23 protein-coding genes and 1 CRISPR repeat array are annotated in these 25,035 nt (G+C 63.6%); of the genes, 10 read left to right on the plus strand and 13 right to left on the minus strand.

Translation table 11 applies throughout. From position 1 onward, the window contains the following. Positions 1-31: 31 nt before the first annotated feature. Positions 32-265, minus strand: coding sequence for a hypothetical protein (locus RV045_RS05200; RefSeq protein ID WP_423234716.1), 234 nt, complete (start codon positions 263-265; stop codon positions 32-34). A gap of 208 nt (positions 266-473) precedes the next feature. Here RV045_RS05200 and bioA point away from each other — a divergent pair, with 208 nt between their 5' ends. Further along, on the plus strand, positions 474-1,949 hold the full coding sequence (gene bioA / locus RV045_RS05205) for an adenosylmethionine--8-amino-7-oxononanoate transaminase (protein WP_423234717.1): 1,476 nt from the start codon (positions 474-476) through the stop codon (positions 1,947-1,949). Positions 1,950-1,970: 21 nt separating this feature from the next. On the opposite strand, the gene RV045_RS05210 is transcribed toward bioA, so the two are convergent. The 3 genes from RV045_RS05210 to flgA all read right to left on the minus strand — a co-directional run bounded on the left by RV045_RS05210 (position 1,971) and on the right by flgA (position 3,550). Beyond that, positions 1,971-2,393 carry a hypothetical protein gene (locus RV045_RS05210; protein ID WP_423234718.1) on the minus strand — a complete coding sequence of 141 codons (423 nt, stop codon included), beginning with the start codon at positions 2,391-2,393 and terminating at the stop codon, positions 1,971-1,973. Positions 2,394-2,440: 47 nt separating this feature from the next. Beyond that, a complete protein-coding gene (gene flgM, locus RV045_RS05215; RefSeq protein WP_423234719.1) occupies positions 2,441-2,728 on the minus strand; it encodes a flagellar biosynthesis anti-sigma factor FlgM in 288 nt (95 codons plus the stop codon). A gap of 84 nt (positions 2,729-2,812) precedes the next feature. Next, positions 2,813-3,550 carry a flagellar basal body P-ring formation chaperone FlgA gene (flgA, locus tag RV045_RS05220; protein WP_423234720.1) on the minus strand — a complete coding sequence of 246 codons (738 nt, stop codon included), beginning with the start codon at positions 3,548-3,550 and terminating at the stop codon, positions 2,813-2,815. A 123-nt stretch (positions 3,551-3,673) separates the two neighbouring features. Here flgA and flgB point away from each other — a divergent pair, with 123 nt between their 5' ends. The 5 genes from flgB to flgF all read left to right on the plus strand — a co-directional run bounded on the left by flgB (position 3,674) and on the right by flgF (position 7,349). After that, positions 3,674-4,129 carry a flagellar basal body rod protein FlgB gene (flgB, locus tag RV045_RS05225; RefSeq protein ID WP_423234721.1) on the plus strand — a complete coding sequence of 152 codons (456 nt, stop codon included), beginning with the start codon at positions 3,674-3,676 and terminating at the stop codon, positions 4,127-4,129. Between the two features lie 8 nt (positions 4,130-4,137). Then, positions 4,138-4,551, plus strand: coding sequence for a flagellar basal body rod protein FlgC (flgC, locus tag RV045_RS05230; protein ID WP_423234722.1), 414 nt, complete (start codon positions 4,138-4,140; stop codon positions 4,549-4,551). Positions 4,552-4,569: 18 nt separating this feature from the next. Then, complete coding sequence (locus RV045_RS05235) at positions 4,570-5,244, plus strand: flagellar hook assembly protein FlgD (RefSeq protein WP_423234723.1); 675 nt, start codon at positions 4,570-4,572, stop codon at positions 5,242-5,244. A 67-nt stretch (positions 5,245-5,311) separates the two neighbouring features. After that, positions 5,312-6,598: a flagellar hook protein FlgE gene (flgE, locus tag RV045_RS05240; protein WP_423234724.1), complete on the plus strand. Its 1,287-nt coding sequence runs from the start codon at positions 5,312-5,314 to the stop codon at positions 6,596-6,598. Positions 6,599-6,620: 22 nt separating this feature from the next. Further along, positions 6,621-7,349, plus strand: a complete 729-nt coding sequence (gene flgF / locus RV045_RS05245) for a flagellar basal-body rod protein FlgF (RefSeq protein ID WP_423234725.1) — start codon at positions 6,621-6,623, stop codon at positions 7,347-7,349. A 10-nt stretch (positions 7,350-7,359) separates the two neighbouring features. Here flgF and nadA read toward each other — a convergent pair whose 3' ends face one another. From nadA to RV045_RS05275, 6 genes are all read right to left on the minus strand, one after another. Further along, on the minus strand, positions 7,360-8,430 hold the full coding sequence (gene nadA, locus RV045_RS05250; RefSeq protein WP_423234726.1) for a quinolinate synthase NadA: 1,071 nt from the start codon (positions 8,428-8,430) through the stop codon (positions 7,360-7,362). A gap of 163 nt (positions 8,431-8,593) precedes the next feature. Further along, positions 8,594-10,362: a CRISPR direct-repeat array (repeat unit 28 nt; unit sequence CTTCTAAACCACCCGTGAGGTGGCGAAC). Positions 10,363-10,459: 97 nt separating this feature from the next. Continuing rightward, entirely contained in the window at positions 10,460-11,467 is a 1,008-nt protein-coding gene (gene cas1f, locus RV045_RS05255) for a type I-F CRISPR-associated endonuclease Cas1f (RefSeq protein ID WP_423234727.1), read from the minus strand. After that, on the minus strand, positions 11,425-12,063 hold the full coding sequence (locus tag RV045_RS05260) for a type I-F CRISPR-associated endoribonuclease Cas6/Csy4 (protein ID WP_423234728.1): 639 nt from the start codon (positions 12,061-12,063) through the stop codon (positions 11,425-11,427). Before RV045_RS05260 ends, cas1f begins: the two co-directional genes overlap by 43 nt. After that, positions 12,060-13,166 carry a type I-F CRISPR-associated protein Csy3 gene (gene csy3 / locus RV045_RS05265; RefSeq protein ID WP_423234729.1) on the minus strand — a complete coding sequence of 369 codons (1,107 nt, stop codon included), beginning with the start codon at positions 13,164-13,166 and terminating at the stop codon, positions 12,060-12,062. The genes RV045_RS05260 and csy3 overlap by 4 nt, the downstream gene beginning before the upstream one ends. Continuing rightward, positions 13,163-14,137: a type I-F CRISPR-associated protein Csy2 gene (locus RV045_RS05270; protein ID WP_423234730.1), complete on the minus strand. Its 975-nt coding sequence runs from the start codon at positions 14,135-14,137 to the stop codon at positions 13,163-13,165. Before RV045_RS05270 ends, csy3 begins: the two co-directional genes overlap by 4 nt. After that, entirely contained in the window at positions 14,134-15,261 is a 1,128-nt protein-coding gene (locus tag RV045_RS05275) for a hypothetical protein (RefSeq protein ID WP_423234731.1), read from the minus strand. Before RV045_RS05275 ends, RV045_RS05270 begins: the two co-directional genes overlap by 4 nt. Positions 15,262-15,475: 214 nt before the next feature. Between RV045_RS05275 and RV045_RS05280 the strand changes: the two genes are divergently transcribed. From RV045_RS05280 to RV045_RS05295, 4 genes are all read left to right on the plus strand, one after another. Then, the gene (locus RV045_RS05280; protein ID WP_423234732.1) at positions 15,476-16,174 is read left to right on the plus strand and encodes a WYL domain-containing protein; all 699 of its coding nucleotides are present in this window, start codon (positions 15,476-15,478) and stop codon (positions 16,172-16,174) included. Positions 16,175-16,198: 24 nt separating this feature from the next. Continuing rightward, positions 16,199-19,438, plus strand: a complete 3,240-nt coding sequence (gene cas3f, locus RV045_RS05285) for a type I-F CRISPR-associated helicase Cas3f (protein ID WP_423234733.1) — start codon at positions 16,199-16,201, stop codon at positions 19,436-19,438. Between the two features lie 127 nt (positions 19,439-19,565). Next, the gene (locus tag RV045_RS05290; RefSeq protein WP_423234734.1) at positions 19,566-19,913 is read left to right on the plus strand and encodes an antitoxin VbhA family protein; all 348 of its coding nucleotides are present in this window, start codon (positions 19,566-19,568) and stop codon (positions 19,911-19,913) included. Next, complete coding sequence (locus RV045_RS05295; RefSeq protein ID WP_423234735.1) at positions 19,891-20,592, plus strand: Fic family protein; 702 nt, start codon at positions 19,891-19,893, stop codon at positions 20,590-20,592. The genes RV045_RS05290 and RV045_RS05295 overlap by 23 nt, the downstream gene beginning before the upstream one ends. 15 nt (positions 20,593-20,607) lie before the next feature. Here RV045_RS05295 and holA read toward each other — a convergent pair whose 3' ends face one another. From holA to leuS, 3 genes are read right to left on the minus strand one after another with little or no spacing between them, the layout of a single operon-like run. Next, positions 20,608-21,684, minus strand: coding sequence for a DNA polymerase III subunit delta (gene holA / locus RV045_RS05300; RefSeq protein WP_423234736.1), 1,077 nt, complete (start codon positions 21,682-21,684; stop codon positions 20,608-20,610). 13 nt (positions 21,685-21,697) lie between these two features. Next, the gene (locus RV045_RS05305; protein WP_423234737.1) at positions 21,698-22,312 is read right to left on the minus strand and encodes an LPS-assembly lipoprotein LptE; all 615 of its coding nucleotides are present in this window, start codon (positions 22,310-22,312) and stop codon (positions 21,698-21,700) included. Next, a complete protein-coding gene (gene leuS / locus RV045_RS05310; protein ID WP_423234738.1) occupies positions 22,312-24,996 on the minus strand; it encodes a leucine--tRNA ligase in 2,685 nt (894 codons plus the stop codon). Before leuS ends, RV045_RS05305 begins: the two co-directional genes overlap by 1 nt. Positions 24,997-25,035: the final 39 nt, after the last annotated feature.

The raw sequence follows: 25,035 nt of genomic DNA on the forward strand, positions 1-25,035 counted from the left end.
TGCGGGGTTTTCTGTTGCATCAATAATGCAATTACATCGTGCTGTCACGGCTGGGATCAGCCAGTTCGCGAGCCGTTCTGGCCGCCAGGCTCAGCTTTTCGTTTTTCATCTTGTCCATTTTGCCCATGGCGTCATGATGCATCATCATGCCTTCTGCAGGCTTGCCCATTGCATCAGCGCGGGCAGCAGCGCTCTGGGCAAAAGCCGATGTAGCGGCAACAGCAGTCAGAGCCACGGCGATAGAGAGTTTTTTGATTGTGTTCATGAGGATTATCCTTTTAAGTGAGGGAATTGATACTTAAGAAATCGGTATCAACGCCACGCAGTGTGCCCGTTTTTTGTAAACCTCGTCATTCACTCGGGTAAACAAAGGTAAGCGTAAATGCTGTATGCGCCAATGTTGCAGGAGCGGTGAGTTGTGAAGAAACTGTCCGGGCTATGATGCCCCTGAATCTTTTTGCCGAACTACTACTATGAATCATCTTCCTGTCAATCCCCCAAATGATACCCAGAACGCCGCGCAGCGCCCCCTGGCCCGCCGCAGCCGCGCCGCCGTCTGGCATCCCTGCACGCAGATGCACAGCCTCGATCGCGTCCCGCCGCTGCCCATTGCCCGGGCGCAGGGCGCCTGGCTGTATGACGACCAGGGCCAGGCGTATGCCGACCTGATCAGCTCGTGGTGGGTCAACCTGTTCGGGCACGCAGATGCGGGCATTTCTGAGGCCATCTCACGCCAGTTGCAGACGCTGCCGCACGTCATGCTGGCGGGCTGCACGCACGAGCCCGCCGTGGCGCTGGCCGAGCGCCTGGCGCAGACCACGGGCGGCGCGCTGGGCCACTGCTTTTTCGCCAGCGACGGCGCTTCGGCGGTGGAGATCGCCCTGAAATTAAGCGTCCATTACTGGCGCAACCGGGGGCACAGCGGCAAGGACCGCTTTGTCTGCCTGCAGGGCAGCTACCACGGGGAGACCCTGGGCGCGCTGGGCGTGACCGACGTGCCGGTGTTCCGCGAGGCCTACGGCCCGCTGCTGCGCCCCGCGCTGGTGGCGCCCAGCCCCGACGCCCGTCACGCCCAGCCCGGCGAGAGCGCCCGCGATGTCGCCCTGCGCGCCGCGCAGGGGCTGGCCGAGCTGCTGGAGGCGCACCGGGGCGAAATCGCTGCGCTGATTCTGGAGCCCATGGTGCAGTGCGCGGGCGGCATGGCGATGTACGACGCCGAATACCTGCGCCAGGCGCGGGCGCTGTGCGACGCCCACGAGGTCCACCTGATCGCCGACGAGATCGCCGTGGGTTGCGGCCGCACCGGCCACATCTGGGCCTGGCAGCACAGCCACGAGGGCCATCACAAGGGCTATCACGAGGACGAGGGCGATGAACCCGACCGCTGGCCCGATTTCCTGTGCGTGTCCAAGGGCATCACGGGTGGATTTCTGCCGCTGTCGCTGGTGCTGTGCACCGACACGGTCTATCAGGGTTTCTGGCACGAGGAGGTGGCGCGGGGCTTTCTGCACTCGCACTCGTACACGGGCAACGCCCTGGCCTGCGCGGCGGCGCTGGCGGTGCTGGACCGGCTGCAGTCGGGCGCGATGCGTGCGCTGTGGCCGCAGCAGGCGCAGTGGCTGGAGATGCTGATGCAGCCCGCGCTCACCGATCCTCGCTGGGCGGCGCACGTGCGCCACCCGCGCCAGATCGGCACCATCGCGGCGTTTGATCTGGATGCGGCCGTGCTGCCCGCCCGTTTTGCCGAGCGCCTGCACCTGGCCGGGCGCCGCCACGGGCTGCTGCTGCGCCCGATCGGCGGGACGGTCTACGCCATGCCGCCGCTGGTGCTCAGCGAGGATCTGGCGCGGTTTGCCGGGCAGGGGCTGGTGAATTGTCTGGCCGAGGTGCTGGGGGATACGCCCGCGTCTTCGGGCGGGCCTGCGGCGGGGCAGTCCGCCGTGTGCTGATCAGGGGCGGATCAGAACCCGTCAGGGTGTTTCGATGGCGTTGCTGACCGGGCGGCGCGATTCGGGACGCGGCACCTGCGGCACGGGCAGATGCTTTTCGATGCGCGTGCGGTAGGTTGGGTCGTTGGGCAGGGGCAGCAGCAGTTCCATGGCGTCGCTGAGGTGCGCGCCCAGACGGGCGACCAGTTCGCGCTGGCGCGCGATGGCCTGCTGCAGCGCCACCAGGCGCTGGCGCTGCGGCGGTGTCAGACCGCCCGCCTGCTGCGCCTGCGGCAGCAGCTGCGACACCGCAGATTTCAGATCCATCTGCAGGCGCTGGCTGGCTTGCGCCACGGCGGCAGCCTCGCCGCCTTCCAGCGCACGCTGCAGCGTCTGCACCGCCTGCTCGAGCAGGCGCAGGGCCGTTTCGGCATTCTGGGGACGGGGCGAGGTGTAGGGCGTCATGGCGGTCTCAAAAAAGCCCTGCAACGGTCAGGCCGCGATCAGGGGGATCAGTGGGGGGATTGGGGCGCCGACAGCATTTCCGAGGTGCTGGCCAGCAGCTTGTCGGCAATGGCTTCGGGGTTGACCTTGAACTGGCCGTCGCGGATGGCCTGGGCGATCTCGCGCACCTTGTCCATGTTGACGACGCCGTCGGTGCTGGATTTGTCCATCAGCGTGGCCGATTGCGAGATGTTCACGCGCGTGCTGGCTTCGACCGATTGCCCGGCGTTGCTGACACGGGCTTCTGCGCCGGTGGCCGGGGTCAGGGTGCGTGGCGAGAGGGGCTGGACTTTCATGGCATGTCTCCGAAGATGGGCAGGATACTGGGATTGCCTTGCTTATCGGAGCCTATGCCGTGTTTCTTGAGGCCTGTCTGCGCCTTAATCAATCACTTCGGCCCGCTCTGGCCCCACAGCGCGCGCCGACACCAGTCGGCCCGAGGCCAATTTTAGCCGCACCATTTCCCCCTGGCGGCCTTCGCTCAGGGCGATGCCGTCGGTCGAGATGCGAAACCCGCTGCCGCCCGCCGCAATGCGCACCGTCTGGCCCGCGCGGAACCACACCTGGGGGCGAAGCTGCGCGGCCGCGGCCCGCTCGTGCGCGGTGACGGGCTGCTTGAGCTCGCGCCCGATCACCGCCGCCGGATCGAACAGCGCGGGGCGGCTGCCCTGGGCGATGTCGACCGTGGCCAGCGCCACGTCGCCGCTCTGCACGGTGGCGCCAAAGGGCAGATCGCGCAGATAGACGACGGCCGGGGCGTACACCCGCACCGTGATGGGCACGCTGATGCGCCAGGCGGTGTCGCCCTTTACGCAGCGCAGCCCCATGCGCGTGCGGCCCCACATGCGCAGTCCGGGCGGGATGAAGGGCTCGATGCGCGCGCAGGCGGCCAAGCGAAGGCGGGGGTCGATCTGGCCCAGCTCCAGCGTGACGCGGGCAGCGCCCGGCGGCATGGCGGGCGTGGCGGTGCGGCCCAGGGTTTCCAGCTGCGTCTGCAGCGCCTGCGTGATGTCGGCGGGAGCGGCCTGCGCCTGCGCCATGACGGGCGCTGCGGCCAGACCCAGACCGGAACCTAGAGCCAGCGCCAGCGCGCCGGCGCGCCGAGGGAACGGAAGCATTTTCATGCCGCCATGGTGGCATTTTGACCCAGCGCGGGGCAGGGAATTAAGCGCCGAAAGACCGCTTTATTCACCCCTCAGGCCCGGCCTGGCTTGCTCAGAATGGCCCCCAAGGAGAAGCTTATGAGTGCGCTCAACCGCCTGACGCAATCGCTGGATTTTCAGGCGCTGGCCCTGCAGATGCGGGCCCAGCGCCAGCAGCAGATCGCCAGCAACATCGCCAACGCCGACACGCCGGGCTATGTGGCCCGCGACATGGATTTCTCGGCCGCGCTGCGCGCTGCGCGCGGGGGCAGCAGCAGCGGCGTTCTGGCCCGGCCTTCGGAAGGCGTGCCCGCCAGCGGCATGACGCAGGTGGGCCACATGCCGCTGGGTGGACCGGGCGGCGGGGTGGGGGGCAGCGCAGTGCGCACCTACGCGCTGCAAAGCCAGGATAGCCTGGACCGCAACACCGTGGACATGGACCGCGAGCGCGCCAGCTTCGTCGACAACGCGCTGCGCTACGAGGCCGCGCTGCGCTCGGTGCAGAGCAGTGGCAAATCCATTCTGGATGCCATGCGCAACTATAACCAGGGCTGAGTCACATCATGAGCATGTTCAACATCTTCCGCATTTCCGGCAGCGCCATCAGCGCCGAGAGCCAGCGCCTGAACGTGGTGGCCTCCAACATGGCCAACGTTGACGCCGTGGCCGGCCCCGACGGCAAGGCCTACAAGGCGCGCCAGGTGGTCTTCCAGACGACGCTGATGAGCGCCTCCGACCCCACGGCAGCCGGTGTGCGCGTGAGCAGCGTCAGCGAAAACCAGACGCCCGGCAAGCGCCTCTATGAGCCGCAGAACCCGGCCGCCGACACCCAGGGCTATGTCACCTATAGCAACGTCAACGCGATCGAGGAGATGACCAACATGATCTCTGCCTCGCGCGCCTACCAGAACAACGTCGAGGTGATGAACACCGCCCGCTCGATGATGTCCAAAACCCTGCAGGCGATGGCGTCCTGATCCTGAAGAAAGCGCTTTATGGCCTCCACCGATTCCCTGGCGATTGCCCCCACCACCGATCTGAGTTACCTGACCAGCACCGCCACGGCGGGCGGCAGCAACGATCCGAAAACGGCGGCCGACCTGCAGCAGCGTTTCCTGACGCTGCTGGTGGCGCAGCTGAAAAACCAGGATCCGCTCAACCCCATGGACAACGCGCAGACCACGACGCAGATGGCGCAGATCAACACCGTGGCGGGTATCGAAAAGCTCAACGCCACGATGGCGGCGATGTCCACGCAGTCGCAGGGCGTGGCGGGCTCGTCCCTGCTGGGCAAGAGCGTGGCGGTGCCCGGCAACACGCTGGCGCTGCGCAGTGGCGAGGCGCGCGGCGGCGTGCAGCTGGACAACGCGGCCGACACAGTGCAGGTGGACGTGCTGGGCAGCAACGGCCAGGTCATCGACAGCGTCAACCTGGGCGCGCAGAAGGCCGGCATCGCCCAGTTCAGCTGGAGCCCGCCCGGCGGCCTGAATGCGCCGGACGGCAGTTACAAATTCCGCGTCAGCGCCAGCTACCAGAACACCCCCATCACCGCCACGGCGCTGTCGCTGGAAAAAGTCGATTCCGTGCTGGTCTCGGCCACCGGCATGCAGCTGGGCCTGGCCAGCGGCGGCAAGGCCAATTTCGCCGACGTGCAGCTGATCCAGTCCTGAAGACGTTTCTGCCGCACCCTTCTGATCTTCTTCTGTTTCCCGTTCCCGCTCACTTAAGGATGTCATCATGAGCTTCAACCAGGGCCTCTCCGGCTTGACCGCCTCCAGCAAGAATCTGGACATCATTGGTCACAACGTGGCCAATGCCAACACCATCGGCGCCAAGTCGTCGCGCGGCGAGTTCGCCGACGTGTACGCAGCCTCGCTGGGCGGCAACGGGGTGGGCGAGATCGGCTTTGGCGTGCGCCTGCAGGCCGTCGCCCAGCAGTTCAGCCAGGGCAGCCTGACGCCCACCAACAACCCGCTGGATCTGGCCATCCAGGGCCTGGGCTTTTTCCAGGTGCAGGCGCCCAACGGCAGCACCAACTACACCCGCAATGGCCAGTTCAAGGTCGACAAGGACGGGCGCATCCTGAACAACGACGGCGCCCAGCTGGTCGGCTACAAGGCCGACGACAACGGCAACATCCTCCCGGCCACCGGCCCCATCACCGTGCCGACAGCGGGCATCAACCCGCAGGTCACGTCCAAGATTTCCATGGACTATGTGCTGGATTCGCGCGAAACCAGCAACACCACGGCCATCAACTTCGACGACCCGACCACCTTCAACCGCGCCACTTCGGTGCAGGTGTTTGACGTGCAGGGCCGCCCGGTGGACATGGGCATGTACTTCAAGAAAACCGGCACCAACACCTGGGATATGTATGCGACGGCGAATGGGGTGTCGCTGGCCAATACTGCTGCTGTGGCTGCTACAGGAACTGCACCGGCGATTCCTGCCGCCCCTGCCCGCGTTAGCCAGATCGTTTTCAATGCCGACGGCTCGCTAGCCACACCTGCAGATGGCAACGTTACCCTCAACATTCCCGCCACGACCAATGCGGACAACACCGAAAAAACGGGTGCTATCAATGGCGTGGTGCTCAACATGTCTGCCGCGAAGCAGTACGGCGAATCCTTCAGCGTCAAGGCGCTGTCGCAGAATGGCTTTGCGCCGGGGCAGCTCACCGAGGTCACGGTCGATTCCAAGGGCTATGTGATGTCCAAGTACTCGAACGGCCAGTTCAAGCCCACCGGCCAGATCGAGCTGGCCTTCTTTCGCAACCCGCAGGGCCTGCAGCCGCTGGGCGGCAACGTCTGGGGCCTGACCAGCGCCGCCGGGTCTGCTGTGCGCGGATCGCCCAATTCGGGCAACTTTGGCAACCTGAAATCCAGCGCGCTGGAGGAATCCAACGTCGATCTGACCAAGGATCTGGTGGACATGATGATCACGCAGCGCCTTTACCAGGCCAATGCGCAGACCATCAAGACCCAGGATCAGGTGCTGCAGACGCTGATCAACCTGCGCTGAACGCCGCCGCCGGAGACGCCGCATGGACCGCATGATCTACACCGCCATGACCGGGGCCAAGGCCATGATGCAGCGCCAGGAAACCCTGACGCACAACCTGGCCAACGCCACCAGCACGGGCTTTCGCGCCGAACTGGTCGCCTTTCGCGCCGTTCCGGTCAACGGCTCGGGCGCCAGCACGCGGGTGATGACGCTGGAATCCACCACCGGCTACGACGCCAAACCGGGCCCCATGCGCAGCACGGGCAACCCGCTGGACGTGGGTCTGGCGGGCAACGCCTGGCTGGCCGTGCAGAGCCTGCAGGGCACCGAGGCCTACACCCGCGCCGGGTCGCTGGCCGTCAACGCCGAAGGCACTTTGATGACGCACAACGGCCTGCCCGTGCAGGGCGACGGCGGCCCCATCGTGGTGCCGGGCGGCGCGCAGCCGCGCATTTCGCCCGACGGCACGGTGCTGGCGGTGAGCGCCAACGGCCAGGCCACGCGCGTGGGCAAGCTGAAACTCGTCACGCCTGAAGCGCCGCTGCAGCGCGGCGAAGATGGCCTCTTTCGCGCCGCCGATGGCGCCGACCTGCCCGCCGACGAGCGCGCCCGCGTGCTGCCCGAAACGCTGGAAGGCTCCAACGTCAGCACGGTGGAAACCATGGTCGCCATGATCGCCGCCGCGCGCGAGTTCGACACCCACATCCGCCTGCTGCAGACCGCCGAGCGCAACGACCAGACGGCGGCCCGCCTGCTGGGCCCGGCCTGACCGTCAACAATCAGCGCGCGCGCTGCGCGACAAAATCCAGCATCTTCGTGATGCCCCCCTGCGCCCGCGCGCGGATGGCCTCGTCCACCTGAATCTCCCCCGTGCGCTGCTCCAGGCCGGCGACCACGCCCTGCAGCGCGTTCATCGCCATCCAGGGGCAGTGGGCGCAGCTTTTGCAGGTGGCGCCGTTGCCGGCCGTGGGCGCTTCGATCAGCGTTTTGCCCGGCGCGAGCTGCCTCATGCGGTGCAGGATGCCGTTGTCGGTCGCGACGATGAAGGTGTCGGCCGCACTCGTCTGCACATCGCGCAGCAGCTGCGAGGTCGATCCGACCACATCCGCCAGCCTCACCACCGCCTCGGGCGATTCGGGGTGGACCAGCACGCGCGCGCGCGGGTGGCGCTCTTTCAGTAGTTCCAGCTCCAGCCCGCGAAACTCGTCGTGGACGATGCACGCGCCCTGCCACAGCAGCATGTCGGCGCCGGTCTGGCGCTGGATGTACTGGCCCAGATGGCGGTCGGGCGCCCAGAGTATCTTCTGCCCCTGCGCGTGCAGATGGCCGACGATGTCCAGCGCGCAGGCGCTGGTCACCATCCAGTCGGCGCGGGCTTTCACGGCGGCACTGGTGTTGGCGTAGACCACCACCTGGCGGTCGGGGTGGGCGTCGCAGAAGGCGGCAAAATCGCCGGCCGGGCAGCCCAGGTCCAGGCTGCAGGTGGCGTCCAGATCGGGCATCAGCACGGTCTTGTCCGGCGAGAGGATTTTGGCCGTCTCGCCCATGAAGCGCACGCCCGCGACGATGAGCGTGCGCGCCGCGTGATCGCGCCCAAAGCGCGCCATTTCCAGCGAATCGGCCACGCAGCCGCCCGTGGCCAGCGCCAGATCCTGCAGATCGCCGTCCACGTAATAGTGCGCGACCAGCGCAGCGCCCTGCGCGCGCAGCAGTTCGGCGCAGCGCTGCATCAGCACCTCGCGCTCAGGGCGCGACAGCGGCGGCGGCACCCGCGCCCAGGCGCGGGCGGTGCAGGTGGCCCCTTCGGCGGTCTGGCGGTCGTAATCGAGCTCGAGCGTGGAGAGTGTCATGGCGGTGCGGGGCAGGGGAGTGGCGATGCGTGGCATCTTAAGGGGTGTGATGGGGCTCTTTCGCAAGCCCCACCACCGCTGCGATCTACGCGACAGTTTCGGCGCTGGCGCGGGGTTGTGAGGGAGCGAACGTCATGTCGCTGGTACTTTTGCCGCGCCCGATCTTCTAAACCACCCGTGAGGTGGCGAACTGCCGCGCCGGTCGGTATTGGACGGGTCGTGCCTTCTAAACCACCCGTGAGGTGGCGAACTCAGGGCATCCAGGCATCAGCACGGCCCACGCCTTCTAAACCACCCGTGAGGTGGCGAACGATGTATTGCAGCTTGCGGATGTGGCCGTTGACTTCTAAACCACCCGTGAGGTGGCGAACTCGGGCTACGGCGGAGTTGTGAAAGTTGATGTCTTCTAAACCACCCGTGAGGTGGCAAACGAATCCTTCCTGCGCGCCATCTGCCAGACCGACTTCTAAACCACCCGTGAGGTGGCGAACCACGGCCTCGGCGAACTGCGGGCGAACTTGGTCTTCTAAACCACCCGTGAGGTGGCGAACCGCATGACCCGCCAGCGCTACGCCCGCAGCCACTTCTAAACCACCCGTGAGGTGGCGAACAGCTGGGTGGGCGATCTTTCTACCTGGTCAAACTTCTAAACCACCCGTGAGGTGGCGAACCACACTTACGATGCAGAGCGCGTGCTGTGGCTCTTCTAAACCACCCGTGAGGTGGCGAACGCTCTACAAGCCCGAGCCCAGCAGCGCGGCCACTTCTAAACCACCCGTGAGGTGGCGAACGTGGATTTCTGTCGGCGTCACCCGGCCGACGTCTTCTAAACCACCCGTGAGGTGGCGAACGATCAGGTCTGGGCGGCCCCGGGCCAGCGTCACTTCTAAACCACCCGTGAGGTGGCGAATTACAGGCCCAGGTCCTGCTCGCTCTCGCTGAACTTCTAAACCACCCGTGAGGTGGCGAACCCCGAGCAGCACGCCACCGTGCAGGGCTTCAACTTCTAAACCACCCGTGAGGTGGCGAACTGGCAACTCGGCTACGAGTGGATCGCAATGCACTTCTAAACCACCCGTGAGGTGGCGAACATCAAGGACGAGCGCTGGGGTCGCGCCATGCACTTCTAAACCACCCGTGAGGTGGCGAACCCGTTGTAGGCCGCATCGCAAAAGGCCTCAATCTTCTAAACCACCCGTGAGGTGGCGAACAATCTCTTGGGGCAACAGCAGCGCACGGCGTTCTTCTAAACCACCCGTGAGGTGGCGAACCCGCTTCGTCGGAGCGTTGCGCCAGCCGTTCTCTTCTAAACCACCCGTGAGGTGGCGAACTGGGTCATATCAGCGCTCCTTGGCTTGCCACACTTCTAAACCACCCGTGAGGTGGCGAACAGCCAGCGCATCCTTGAACGTGATGCGGTGCACTTCTAAACCACCCGTGAGGTGGCGAACCGCTGTCGCCGCGCTGCTGACCCTGCTCACCTCTTCTAAACCACCCGTGAGGTGGCGAACCAAATCCCAAAAATGGGAGGGCAACTTTGGGACTTCTAAACCACCCGTGAGGTGGCGAACCGGCGTGGATGGCCGCAAACCTGCTCGATGCTCTTCTAAACCACCCGTGAGGTGGCGAACGACAAAGCGGACCTGGGTTTATCGCTACCTGGCTTCTAAACCACCCGTGAGGTGGCGAACCGTGGGCCAGACCGGGACGGCGCCGCTGTCGTGCTTCTAAACCACCCGTGAGGTGGCGAACTCAAACTGCAGCCACGGACTGACCGGGCTGGACTTCTAAACCACCCGTGAGGTGGCGAACCCATCAACGTGGAGCCCCATTTTCAACAGTGTCTTCTAAACCACCCGTGAGGTGGCGAACTCTACAAAGCCCCCGGCAACCTGATGGATCGCCTTCTAAACCACCCGTGAGGTGGCGAACCGTTGTTGTCAACGGAAATAGTAATGTAAATCAACAGGTTGTTAAAGTGCACGAGGCAAAAGCTTCGTTTTGAAGGCTTTGCCTAACCCTTTGTTTTTCAAGGGACTTTTGAGGCGACGATTTTTTGAAGGTTGGCGATCACGTCTTCGAGGACGCCGTCGTGCTGGACGCGTTCGATCAGGGCGTCGCGGAAGTGCTGATCGGACGCGCCTGCAGCGGCTTCCTGAAACGCCAGTGGCATCACGATGGCGTCCTTGAAAAGGTCTGCAACGTCAAAAACCAGGGCCCCACGCCGTGTCTTGCCGTGCATCACGGGCAAGGCAAATGAAATGCCCAAGGCGTACAGCGCGACTGCGGCAAGCCCGTACGCCACATAGTTGCCATGGGTCAGAAAAGCGTTGACGGTGTCTTTCAGGCTCACCCGCTCGCCCACCTGTTCCTGGCGCACGAACCCTTCAATTTTGAAGGCCTTGCTCAGTTCAGCATACAGATAACGTGCCCAGACGCCTTCCGCTGCCATCAGCGCATCCGTAGTGGCCGCCTTGCTGATGCCCGCTTCAAACCGGGCTACTGCCGCGTCTTCCACCTGTACACCCCGATCCACCAATGCCCGGGATGCAGACCAGGTACGCTGCACCCATTGGCAGCGTTGCCGTAGCATCTGGCGGCCCGCTTCCAGACGGGTGTCATCGTCTATCCACATCCTGATCCAGGCCTGCATGTATTCGGTGGGTCTGTATTCTCCTTGGGGAGCCATGAAAACCGGGTCTATGCCGCAGGTCAGCGGCGTGGCCCCTGAGCCGGTAAATCCCACCACGACGCCAGCGTCGGCCAGTTGCCGCGCTGCTGAATCGGTGATGGAAGTTCCTTTTCCGAGCAAAAGCAGCGATGTATTCTGGTGTGGAATATTGAAAAACTGATCAATATCCCCTTTGGTCTCCTGAAGGTAGAGAACCCGGCCGTCTTTTTGCACAACACGGGCCCGTTCCAGATAAAGAATATTGGCGCGTTGACTTAGCAGGATAGCCTTTGGTTTGAACTCTTTGCGGCCTGATTTTATTTTCATGGCTCGGCCATCTGCAGTTTTCGTGCGGCTGCTGACCATGGGGCATCCTCAACAGGGATAGCGGGCAGGTAGCAGGGGGTCGCCCGTGTGCTTAAGCCATATCCGTTGGTCTTGCAGTCCGTATCTGGTGCTCCGTCCCGCTTTACAACGTCGAAGCGGATGCTGAAGGATTCTCCGCTGCTGCTGTGCATCCGGACATAGGGCAGGGCATTGCCTCGCTCGATCTGGCGCTGGCGTGTGACAGTATTGATGTTTTTGCGCGAGGTCGTCCGGCACAGGGCGTAGCTGACGGAACCGCGCACCTCCTGTGGCACTTTGCGCGGGCGATCCAGTAGCACATAGCCCATCAGGAACTCACGCGCTTCAAGTGCTTCAAGTAAGGCATCGGCCTCTTCGCGGCTGGCGATAAACACCCGCAGCAGATTGCCGGGGTGGGGCAGTTCACCAGATCGTGCCAGTGGAAAAGCGCTGGCGAAACGGATGCTTTTGTGTGCGCAGATTGCGTGTACGGCATAGAGCAGACGGCCCATCACGGCATTGGCCAAAGCGCCCGGCCCCCCAGTCTGGACCAGTTCGTGTGCACCGGGCTCGATGGCGGCAGCGATGCGTAGGTTGATGTACCACTGCGGTGTCATGACTGCTCCTCAGCTGCTGCTTTCTCTTTGCCCTTGTCACCCTCGCCAAGAACCCCGCCCCGCATCATGATGGCGATGCAGAACTTACCGTCGTCCGTATCCGGATCAATCTGGTTGAGCCGCGTGAACAGGGTGAAGGCACTGTATTTTTTGGGGCGAAATAGCTGCATCAACTCCAGATTGGCCCCGTTGGGTTCGACCGGAATAGGCCGTTTCACCTGATCAAAGTCGGGATACCAGGTGTCTATCGAGCGCAGGCGGTTGGAGATTTTCTGGTCGCGCAGTGCCGCTTGGCCGACAACCTGCGCAGACTCTGTCGTTTCAGTGCTATGTCTGCGAACAGGGTCGAGCTTATAAAGCGGCCTTGCAAAGCCTCTGGGTTTGGATTCGATATAGGCTTGGCTTGGATACACCTCGAACGACCCTTTGAACCCAAAATATACCGCAGCCGTGATCTGCAGGGCGGATTTCAGCTCGCCCTGAAGTCCTTCCAGAAGGACGCGGGCGACGGTCTTTTCACCGTCTGTGAAATCGTTGAAATGGTTCATGGGAATAGAGAGGGCATCAAACTCGGCGATGCAGTCCTTGTCGCGCCAGACCTTGACGGTGATTGAACTGGCTGAAACCCGGTTGCGCCACAGCCACGAGCCGTTAGCGATGTTGCGGGCCATCCGGCGACAGACGTCTTCTGCACCCAGGCTGGTTTTGGCCCTTTGGGCAAAATCCAGAATGCTCTGACGCACAGCGCTGGTGGTTTCAGGCTTGTCGGCTGCACAGGCAAAAAGCGTGCTGGACAAATCGATCAGGCGCAGGCCAAACGACACGACAAATCCTTCTGCATCGTGGTCAGTTTTGGCTGATTCGGTCTGCTGGACATTGGCCGCAGAACGCTCGCTCCCTTTCGCCGTGTCATCACCAGAGATCACGTTCTGTGTGGCCCGGATGCCGTGACGGACGACGGTCAGTGGATGGTTTTCGTATTCTTTGTTCGTCAGATGCTTATCGCTCTTCAGATTGTAAAAAGCCCCGTCCGTGACGATGATCCCGCGCTGAAAGGACAGGTTATGCGGCAGTTTGGCAAAGGTTTCAGTCTTGGCAGTCATGATGCTTCCTTGGTGGTAGAGCTGGCTTCAGCCCGGGGGTTGTAGGCCTTGGCGGCGGGCTTGGTTCCGCCAATGCATGTCACTTCCTGAATCAGGTAGGTTCCGTCATCGTTGCTGGCGTAATCCCAGAATGGGATCACACCGGATTCGCGGATGGACAGAAGCTGCCCCAGCCCGATCAATGGCTCGACAAAGGCGTGCGGATGCCCATCGCGGGCCATGCGCCGCTCAACTGCTGGTGTCAGGGTGTGGTATCCCGCCAGGTAGGGCGTGAGCCAGCTGGAGCGGGGGCGCGCGAAATCCTTGTCAGGTTCTTGACGGCCTGCTTTGCCCTGTGGCTGGGTACAGGCCAGAAAGGCATCCAGCGGGTCTTTGGCGCCAGCGTCCATCGCTTCAGTGATCAGCTCACTGCGGTCTACAAAGGCAAAGCCAGTGGGGACACAAGCTCGTAGGCTGGCCCATTTGTCGTGGATTGCAGTCGAGGCGCGGAACCGGTGGCTCACGATGCTGCCCCCGGCAAACCGACCCGAGTCGATGGTCGCTGTTATGTCATCAAGATCGGTCTGCGCATCGGCGTCCAAAGCCAGAATCAGTGTGACCATGCCATCGCCCCTTACCGTAGGCTGGCCGGACAGGGTCTTGCTGCCTTTGGCGTAATCATCGCCATTGATGAGTACCGCACCTCGATGCTGATGCGGGAAAAACTCCTGGTAACTGGAGCCGGGCCTTGCGCGAAGATGTTCGCCACGCAGTTCAAAGTGGTGCCAAACAAGCGCGATCCCTTTGAGGTCAAGTGCGCCCCTCGCAAAGCCAGTCTGCGCGATATGTTGCGCCAGACCACGCGCGGGCATGGGGCCCGGCGCAGCAATATTCCACCACGCGGGCTGGGCATTCATGCCACGAACCTCCAGCCGGGGCAGTACCAGCCATTTGACAGAGCCGCTGTCTTCGTCCTGGTTGATGGGGTTCATTTCAGGCCCTCCTCGATCATCTTTTGGTAATCGTCTATATCGCCATAGCCCGCCTCAGGCCGGGCGGTTTTGGAAGGTTTGTAGCCTTCAATGAGCGATAGCAGGTGCTGTGTCAATTCACGCGGCCAGCCTCTGTGGCGTGCGTCCTTGTCTAGCAGCGAGCGTCTGAATTCGCTCAGTGTGGGGTTTGCCCAGCCGCCCAGCTCTTCCACATATGGGGCCATAAGCGCCCGTTTGGCATCCAGTAGCACCATGGCTTCCTGGCCAATGCGGATCAGCAGCGCCCGTTCCTCTTCCCGGGTTGCTGATGTGGATGCAATGTCGCCCTGTTCGGTCCGGTGCGCTTTACGCCACCTGGATAGTTCGGCCACCGTGCTGCGTTGCAGCAGCGAGTTGAGTGGTACACCTTTGTTGAAGTACCAATAAGCTGCCCGGCGCTCGGACGCGTTGCCCGGGGCTTCGAAAATCAGGCTTCGCTGCATGGCGGTAATCAAGGATGTACGCCCCGCATTCCAAGGCTTCGCTCCCCCGACATTTATCTGAGCTTGAGTTCGGCGTTTTGGGTCGCCATTCCGCTCACGCATTTGTGCTTCGTCACTCTGTCGACGGGTCAGTTCGGCACTCAGGACAGAGCTGTGCAGCGGGGTCAGTACGACATAGCCCTTGGGCTGGCGGGAATCGGGGAATAGAACCTGGCGTAAACGGGGGTCAATGGAGCCGGTGCCTACCTCAGCGGCTTCATCCAGCAGGTGTGCGAGGCTTTCGATCAGTTCACTCTGTCCGGCCGGCATGTCTTTGTAGTCCGTCTGCGCCGTGCCCTCGAGGACGCTGGCGCATTGGCTGAGGTAGGCGCCTTCTGTGGCGCCGTCCACGTAATCCACCACGCGGCGGTTGAGCTGGGTCGTGACCAGCCCGATCAAGGGCCGCTTCAGCTGGGCATCGGCTGCGAGCCGGATGCCAGCGGCGCTGGCATTGGTGTTCACGGGCTTGGACGAGAAGTGAACGCCCGTCGCTAGGCGGGCACGCACCTGCGCCGACGTCATGGCTTTCCAGGGCTTCATGGCTTTTGGTTTGGCCTTCTTGCGCGCGGGCTTCTGCGTTAAGGCCGGGGGTGTGTCTGTCATGGTTTCTCCTCAAGATTTAGGGCATAATCCAGTGCGGAAACGCAGATGTCAACCTTAAAAAAGATAAAAAATGTTTGATTTTGTAAAATAATAAAAATTGGACAAAATAAGTTTGAAAACAATGATAATTTTAGAAAGAGACTTCATCTACCGCCGGGCTTTTCGGGGACCAGAGGGCGTCGTCAGGCGCTCAGACCTGGTCGAGGCGTTTGGCATGTCCACCTCCAAGGCCACTCAGCTGCTGGCTTCGGAAGTCCAGACCCGGGGCGATCTCCTGCGGCGTGAGGGCTACCTGGTGCGCAAGCAGCTCGGCGCAAAACCGCCCCCGTGTGCGTCTATGAAAGATCTGTTGGAGAAGCTGGATGCAGGTTTGACCCGCTTTGCCGATACGGGTCTGAGAGACGATGAGCTTCCGGTGAACACTTGGCACTGGACCGACAACATGCCCCACAGCGAGGAAGTGCTGGCCCGGCTGGTCAGCGCCTGCGTGAACCAGCGGTCGGTCCAGATCCAGTACGTCGGGATGCAACGGGGGGATGCAGGCCACTGGCTTCGCATCGTCCCTTTGAGCCTGGACAAAATGGGCGACCAGTGGCGTCTTGCGGCCCAGGACCTGGAGAAAGAGGGAGCGGTCCGGACCTATGTCCTGGCCCGCATCCTGGCTGCCGAGCACGATGACCAGCCCATACCGCGCAAATTTGTTCGGGCTAGCCCGGGCGATTCGCAGAAAAGAGAGGCTGTCAGACTCAACCCCGGGCTGACCGACGTTCAGCGCCGCGTTCTTGCGCGGGAACTCCGGATCAAAGACGGCTACGTCACCTTGCCCGCCCGCTGCTGGCATGAATTCATGATCCGTTTTGCTGATGGGCAGCGTAGCGACAACATTGCGTGGCCTCCGCTGCTGTCTTCCTGATCACCCGTTTGACAAGGTGAAAACATGCATGTCGTCTTCGTTTCCCAGTGCGAGCATCGGGCCATCGCGCGCACAGCCCGTGTCCTGGATGCCTATGCCCTCAGGCAGGGTGATCGGACCTGGATGACGCCCATCTCCCGCGAAGGTCTGGAGACGCTGCGGACCGTACTTCGCGCCAGTGCCACGCGCCAGACAGCAGTCGCCTGCTACGTCAATCAGGGCATGCGTCAGATGCGCCTGCTATGGGTGGTTGGCGCCAAAAGCCGGTTCGGACCCCAGGGCGTGGTGGCGGTGTCTACACGGCGAAGGGCAAAGGTGCACAGCGAACCGGTGCTATTGCCCGTGGGTCTGCGGGTGGCCGCTCTTCTCGCACGTCTTGCGGGTTATCTGCACGATCTTGGCAAGTTCGGGCAGATGTTTGGGGACAAGCTGGCCGGTCTGGGGCCGATGAAGGATGCCGTGCGGCATGAGTGGCTGTCTTTGCACATCGTGAATCATCTGTGCGTGCAGGGCCGGGACGCGGCACTGGATCAGCTCGGTTCGGAGTGGGATTCAGCGTGGCAAAAGGCCTCGTCCGGGAAGCTGCTGCGCATGAAGCCCCTCGTTTGGGGAACTGGCGCAACCCTGTTTAAGGGGCTGGACAGCCACTGGGCGGTTTTGGTGTACCTCATTTTCAGCCACCACCGGCTGCCCAGAGATCAGGGCGAAAACGCCAACTTACTGTCCGACGGGACGTATATCGAGGGTGCTGAGCCGCTGCGGGCCAGCCTGCACAAACTGGCCCCGCTGGCCAGCCCGTCGGAGCAGACTCTGGATCGGATCCGCAAGACGGCTGCGCGGCTGGATGCCCTGGTCAAGCCGCTGGCTTGTGATCCGGAGTACTGGCGGGCCGTGGCCACCGTGGCGCGTATGGCGCTGATTCTGGCGGACCACAGCGTCAGTTCTGTCGATAAAACGGACGATGCCGGGCACGGTCGCGATCTGTTGCGCCAGATGCAGCTGGCGTCTGCCAAAGTGGCTTTTGCCAATACCGTGCAGCTGCCGGATGGCCAGCGCCTGCGCAATCAGGAACTCAACTGGCACTTGCAGAACGTGGGCGATCAGGCGGGGGAATTTGTCTCGCAATTTGCCCGCTTTGCTCCGTCTGGCCTGTCGGAAAGCGTTCTGTCCAGCTTGCGGCTTGCGACCACGGGGCGATATGCGTGGCAAAGCCAGTCTGCCGCCGCACTGCGGGCCGCTCAGACACAGGAGGCGCTGCCCACCCTGGTGTTCAACGTGGCGGGCACCGGCAGTGGCAAAACCCGCATGAACGTCGTTGCCGCTGCTGTCCTGCGCGAGGCGGATGCTCTTGGCGCTCCTGTGCGTATAGCGACAGCACTGAACCTGCGCACGCTCACGCTGCAGACCCGGGACGCCTACGCGCAGCAGCTCGGCATGAGCGACAGCGAGCTGGCCTGCGTCATCGGCAGCGCGGTTGTCCAGCGCATGCACAAGGCCCGTACCGAGGAAGAATCCCGTGCCGCAGACAATGCGGCCGCCCTTGCGCTTCAGTGGGGCATCGATGATGACGGCAATCCGCCCGAAGAGGATTTCGACGCCTTGGGCGAAGCCGACCCGCCACCCGAATGGCTGGAGCATTTCCTGCAGCGCAAGCCCAAAATGCGCGCGGTGATCATGGCGCCGGTGCTGGTTTGCACGGTCGATCATCTCATCAAGGCAGGCGAACCAACCGAGCAGGGCAACCACGCGCTGGCCAATCTGCGGCTGATGGGTTCAGAACTGGTTCTGGATGAGATCGATTCTTACGAGCCCAAAGCGCTGGTGGCCGTGATGCGACTGGTGACCGCCGCCGCATTCTGGGGGCGCCATGTGGTGGCATCCTCGGCGACTCTGTCCAAACCAGTGGCCCAGGCGGTCTGGCAGGCTTATGAGCTCGGCGCGAAGATGCGGGCCAAGCTGTTGGACCTGCCGAACGGCGCACGCTTTCGGGTGGCGATGATCGATGACCGCTGCCCAGCAAGGCTGGATACGCCTGCCAGTAAAGACGATTTTGGCGCCTGGTTTGACGTGTCTTTGCATTGCATGCTCAGTGCTTTGGGGCAGAGCCATCACCGCCCCGCAGAACTTGTGCCTGTGCATTGGGACAAAGGCAGTGACAGTGCTCAGCGGCTGCAGGCCATTCATACGGCCATTCAGGGCGCCTGCGAGCGCATGCACCAGCGGCACCGGTGGGCGGTGACAGTTGATGGGCAGCCCCACACCATTTCCTTAGGGCTGGTCCGCATGGCCAATATCAACCGGGCGACCGAGGTGGCCCGTTACCTGTCCACCGCCTTGCCCCATGCGCGGGTTGCCTGCTATCACTCTCAGCTGTCCCGCATCGCCCGCTTCATGCTGGAGCGGGCGCTGGACCAGGTGCTGACCCGCAAGAGCCCGGAGGGCGGGCCGCAAGGCGCCCCAAGTATTCACGATGCCGTCCGCCGCGCGCGCGAAGAGGGACGGAACGAAACGCTTTTTATTGTTGTCGCGACCCCAGTCGAGGAAATTGGCCGCGATCACGATTTCGACTGGGCTGTGATAGAGCCTTCCAGCGTGCAGTCGCTGGTCCAGACCGCGGGGCGGGTGAATCGGCACCGGCTTGACAGTATCAGCGAGCCCAACATTGGCATCCTGCAGTTCAACTTCAAGTACGTCGAAAACCCTGAAGGCAAGCTTTGCTTTACCCGGCCTGGTCTTGAAGAAGACGAATATCCTCACTCTTCCCACGATCTGGCCAAATTGCTGGATTGGAATGATCTGGCGCAATGCGGACAGATTGATGCCAGAACCCGGTTTCGCACTGACAGGCACGAATTCGCCAATTTGGACGATAAGTCCACAAGTCGCCAACTCGACAAATTCTCGGGTCGCTTCCTCAAGTCAGACAGTGCCCTCTGGATGGGACATGACACCTACGATTTGGTCCCACTGCGCGAAAAATCGGCCAAACGGATGATCAGCCGGGATGAGACAGGGCAGCACTACGACGAGCATCCTGATGGGACGAAAAACACCATATGGCTGAAAGTCGAGGTGCGACCAATGCCTAAGCTGCCCAATGACTGGCTGGCCTGCTCGTTTGACGAGGCTCTCGCTGAATCTTGTCGTCTGGATATTCCAGTTTTCGACGCCTTCGCTGTCGAGGTTTACGGTGGGGAGGATTTTGATGGAAAACGTCATATATATACCCACTGCGCTTCATTGGGATATTATAGCGAGGTCTGATTGCATTAAATAGATCAGTTGGTGTGGGTATGAAGTTATGTATGAATTGACTGTGTGCTGATATTTCATTAAAATGGCCAGCATGGCTTGAGAATAAAATTGTCTTATTTTGGGAAAGGGGCCCACTATGACCAAAGAAGTTCAGGTGACGGTGAGGGTTGAGTCTGCATTGCGTACTGAATTTTCCCAAGCCGCTTTGCTGCAAGATCGCTCTGCTGCGCAGGTCCTGCGCGAACTCATGCGGGACTACGTTCAACAGTCCCGCTCGCGCGGGCAGCGTCCAGCCAGCAAAAGCCTCGCCGCCACCGAAAGCCACCGCCGTGAGCAGGCTCTGAATTTCGCCCGGGCGTCCGTTGGCCTGGAGGGCTTTAAGCCGCTGCCGGAAGATGAAGCGCTTTCGCGTCTGTATGTGGCCGGTGATATTACGATTGCGGATGCGATCAGGGCCGTGAATGAAGCCGCCCAAAGCCGATAAAAAAACCCCCGATCTGCGTCGGGAATTGCTTGAGGGCCGGTTCGCCTATTGGCGGATTGCCGAGCTGGAAGCCAACCCGGTCGCCGGACGCTTTGACATCACGCATCTGAAGGAAATCAACCGCAGAATCTTTCAGGATTTGCCGGGCGTTGGTTTCGATGACGTGACGCCGGGTGAATTTAGAGAGCCCGTTCCCGAAGGCGTGGACTGGATCAAGCAGCGTGGCTTGACGACTGTCGAAGGCTCGTTTTATGTCGCTTACTCGCGCATGGATGATGAGGCCATATCCTGGCTCAACCAGGTGCTGGAAACAGCTGATCCCGATACACTGTGTGGTCTGACGCCCCCTGAATTCACCGCCTGTCTTGCCCGAATTTATACCGAACTGGATTATGTTCATCCTTTCAGCGATGGCAACAGCCGCACTTTGCGTACTTTCACGCGGCAGCTGGCCCGGGAATCAGGTTATGAAATTGATTGGGAGCGGTTTGACCGCAGTGATGTAGGCCGTGATCTGCTGTACATCGCCCGCGATCTTAGTGTGAACGGGCTGGCGGCACCGAACATCCAGCATGAAAGTACGAAGCGCAAAGTGCAGTATTCGCAGGATAGACTGGAGGGGAACCGGGCATTGCCTGATCTGCTCTGTGATGTGGTGCGCCCGATACGGGATGCATGATGCCGCGCCAGCCCCTCACCGTCTCCCCCGCATCCGCCCCGCCGCCCTTCTCTGCGCCGCCACCAGGCGCAGTGACCAGCGCTGCAGGGCGGCCCAGTCGCCGCGGGGCCAATCCGGGTGGGGCAGGCCTTTGGTGATGCCGTCGCAGATGCGGGCGTCTTCCAGCCACTGGCTCCATGGCAGGTGATCGCCCAAGCGCAGCACGGCGGACAGCACGGGTTCGCGCGGGCCCCAGACGCGTTCCTGGCGCAGCGCCGCGCCCGCCTGCATGCCGCCCTGCTGGTGCTGGTGGGCGGCGGCCAGGGCGCGGACGTCCTCGGCCAGCGTCCAGTGGGCGAAGACGGCGCTTTCGCCCTCGGCGTCCAGCGCCTGAGCGATCTGGCGGGCGCGCACGGCGTCGGCCTGCCAGATGGTCTGCGTCCACTGCGACAGCGTGTAGCGGGCGGCGTTGCTCACGGCGGATTCGATCTGGGCGGCAGTGATCTCGCCGGGCGGGTGGAGCAGCGCCAGCTTCTGCAGCTCCTGCCAGGTGGCCAGCAGGTTGCCTTCGGTGCGGGCGCAGAGCATTTCCAGCGCGTGCAGCCCCGCGTCGCCCGCCTCCAGGCGCTGGCCCTGGTCGGCCAGACGACGCACGATCCACTGCGGCAGGGCTTTGCGCTCGATGGGGTCGGCGCGCACGACCAGCGCGGCAGATTCCAGCGCGGCATACCAGGCCGACTGGCTCTGCTGGCGGTCCAGCCGGGGCAGGGTCAGCAGGATGGCCGTGTCGGCGTCGTCGCTGCGGGCCAGATCCTGCAGCACGGCGCCGCCTTCCTTGCCGGGCTTGCCGCCGGGCAGGCGCAGATCCAGCAGCTTGCGGGCGCCAAACAGATCGCGCTCCTGCATCGCGGCCACGACCTGGCGCCAGCCGCCTGCGTTGCCGTCCAGCGCGATGATCTGGCGGTCGCTGTGTCCGGCCTTGGCCGCGCACTGGCGGACCTGGTCGGCGGCCTCCTGGACCAGCAGCAGCTCGTCGCCGGTGATGACGGTCAGGCGCGGCAGGCCGCTTTTGTCGAGATGGGCGGCGAGCTGCTCGCTGCGCAGGGCGGGCATGGCGGCGTGCCCCTCAGACGGCCGGGACTTCGGCCAGCGTGCCCAGGCGCAGGGCCACGCTGCGGGCCACGTCGGCGCGCAGGGCGCCCAGCAGGTCGGCCTGGGCCAGTTCGCTGGCCAGGGCGCGGGTTTCGCTGTAGCCCAGGTCGCGCTGGGTCTGCAGCGTCACGGGCGTCCACAGCACGCGGCCGTGGGCGGGGGTTTCGCCTTCGGCGGCGGGGCCCTGGGTCTGGAGGCGATCCTGATCGGCGCGCCATTGCGCCTCGGTGGGCGGCAGGGTCAGGGCGTAGCGCAGGCTGAGCGTCTGCTGAATGTTGCGCACCAGCGCGTTGGCGTCGCTGTAGCTGGCGGCGGCGGTGCTGCTGTCGTCGATGATCCACAGGCAGAGCTGTGCGCGCCAGGGCGGGGTGACGATGTCAGCTGCGGGGCTCAACTCCCCCGCCAGCAGCATGACGAACTGCGGGCTGGCGGCCCGCCCCAGAATACCCAGGCGGCTGAAGGCCAGGCGCGGCGCAGTGCGCGGGGCAAATCCGCAGCCCGGCAGTGCCGCCACCGATGCAGCGGCCAGCGCCGTGCCCATTGCGCCGAGCAGACGGCGGCGGCTGGCCTGCGGCGGCACAGGCGCCATCACAGCACCACGTTGACCAGGCGGCCGGGCACGACGACGACTTTTTTGGCGCTCTGGCCCGCCGCCTGTTTGACCACGGCCTCGTGCGCCAGCGCGGCGGCTTCGATCCCGGCTTTGTCCAGGCTGGCGGCCACCGTCAGGCTGCCGCGCAGCTTGCCGTTGATCTGCAGGACCAGTTCGATCTCGTCCTGCACCAGCGCGGCCTCGTCCACTTCGGGCCAGGCGGCGTCCAGCAGATCGCCCAGGGGCGCGCTGTAGCCCAGGTCGCGCCACAGCTGCCAGGTCAGGTGCGGGCAGGCGGGGTAGAGCAGGCGCAGCAGCAGCGAGACGCCCTCGCACAGCAGGGCGCTGTCGCCGTCGCTGTCGTCCCAGGCGAAATCGTCCAGCGCGTTGAGCATTTTCATGCAGCCCGACACCACGGTGTTGTACTGCATGCGGCCGTAGTCGAAGCTGACCTGGCGCAGCACCAGGTGCAGTTCGCGGCGCAGCGCCTTGGCCGGGGCGCGCAGGGGGGCGGCGCTCAGGTCTGCGGCGGTCGCGGCCTGCAGGCGGGCGGCGTTTTTCGCGCCGAAGGCCCAGACGCGGCGCAGGAAGCGGTGGCTGCCTTCGACGGCGGCGTCGTTCCATTCCAGCGTGGCCTCGGGCGGTGCGGTGAACATGGTGTACAGGCGGGCCGTGTCGGCACCGTACTTTTCGATCAGATCCTGCGGATCGACCCCGTTATTCTTGGACTTGGACATGGTGCCCACGCCCTCGTAATCAATCGGGGTGCCGGGCGGCAGTTCGCCATCGGCGCTGGCCACGGCGGTTTTGAGCGTCGCGCCGATGATTTTCCCGGCCGCGTCGTGCACGTGCTCGACGTCGTGCGGCCAGAAGTATTCCTTGGCGCCCTTGGCCGTCTTGCGGCTGTAGATGTGGTTGAGCACCATGCCCTGCGTCAGCAGGCGGGTGAAGGGCTCGTCCACGCTGACCAGGCCCATGTCGCGCATCACCTTGGTCCAGAAACGCGCGTAGAGCAGGTGCAGGATGGCGTGTTCGATGCCGCCGATGTACTGGTCCATCGGCATCCAGTACTTCGCGCCGTCAGCGACCATGGCCTGGTCGTTCTTCGGGTCGCAGTAGCGCATGAAGTACCAGGACGAATCGACAAAGGTGTCCATCGTGTCGGTTTCGCGCCGGGACGGTTGGCCGCAGCGGGGGCAGGCCACGTTCAGGAAGGCCTCGCATTTGGCCAGCGGGTTGCCGCTGCCGTCGGGGACCAGATCCTGCGGCAGAACCACGGGCAGGTCTTTTTCGGGCACCGGCACGGGGCCGCAGCTGTCGCAGTGAATGATGGGGATGGGCGTGCCCCAGTAGCGCTGGCGCGAGATGCCCCAGTCGCGCAGGCGCCAGGTGGTTTTCTTCTCGCCCAGATTGCGGGCCGACAGCATGGACGCCACCTTGTCCACGGCGGCCTTGTGGCCCAGGCCGTCCAGTTCGCCCGAATCGATGCACACGCCGCGCTGCTTGTCGCCGTACCAGTCGGCCCAGGCGTCGGTGCTGAAGGTTTCGCCCTCGACCGCCACCACGGGCTGGATTTTCAGGCCGTATTTTTTCGCGAAGGCGAAATCGCGCTCGTCGTGCGCGGGCACGCCCATGACGGCGCCGTCGCCATAGCCCATCAGCACGTAGTTGCCGACCCAGACTTCGATGGGCGCGCCCGTCAGCGGGTGGCGCACGTGCAGGCCGGTGGGCTGGCCTTCTTTTTCCTTCAGGGCCAGCTCGGCCTCGGTGGTGCCGCCTTTTTTGCAGTGCTCGATGAAAGCGGCCAGTTTGGGGCTGCTGGCGGCGGCGTGCGCGGCCAGCGGGTGCTCGGGCGCCACGGCGCAGAAGGTCACGCCCATGATGGTGTCGGCGCGGGTGGTGAAGACCCACATCCGGCCGTCCTGGATCAGTTCACCGTCGCTGCCGCGAATCTCGTGCGGGAAGGCGAAGCGAACGCCCTCCGACTTGCCGATCCAGTTTTCCTGCATCAGCCGCACTTTGTCGGGCCAGCCGGTCAGCGTCGCGCGCTCGTTGCCGATCTGGACGTGGTCCAGCAGCTCGGGCGCGTAGGCGGTGATGTTGAGGTAGTAGCCGGGAATCTCGCGCTTTTCGACCGGCGCGCCGGTGCGCCAGCCGCGGCCGTCGATCACCTGCTCGTTGGCCAGCACGGTCTGGTCCACCGGATCCCAGTTGACGACCTGGGTCTTGCGGTAGGCGATGCCTTTTTCCAGCATCTTCAGGAAGAGCCACTGGTTCCAGCGGTAGTAGCTGGGGTCGCAGGTGGCGACTTCGCGGCTCCAGTCGATGGCCAGACCCATCGCCTGCATCTGCTGCTTCATGTAGGCGATGTTGTCGTAAGTCCACTGCGCGGGCGGCACCCTGTTCTTCAGCGCGGCGTTCTCGGCCGGCAGGCCAAAGGCGTCCCAGCCCATGGGCATGAGCACGTTCATGCCCTTCATGCGCAGCTGGCGCGTGAGCATGTCGTTGATCGTGTAGTTGCGCACATGGCCCATGTGCAGCTTGCCGCTGGGGTAGGGCAGCATGGAGCAGGCGTAGAACTTGGGGCGGCTGCCGTCTTCGCTGACGCGGTAGGCGTCGGTGTCGCGCCAGTGCGCGTGGGCGCCGCGCTCGATATCGCGGGCGGTGTAGATGTCGTTCATGGTGGCGGCAAAAAGGGCGGCAGGGGGCAGTGAGGCGGG

Source organism: Amphibiibacter pelophylacis, from assembly GCF_037688875.1.
Lineage (GTDB): Bacteria > Pseudomonadota > Gammaproteobacteria > Burkholderiales > Burkholderiaceae_C > Amphibiibacter > Amphibiibacter pelophylacis.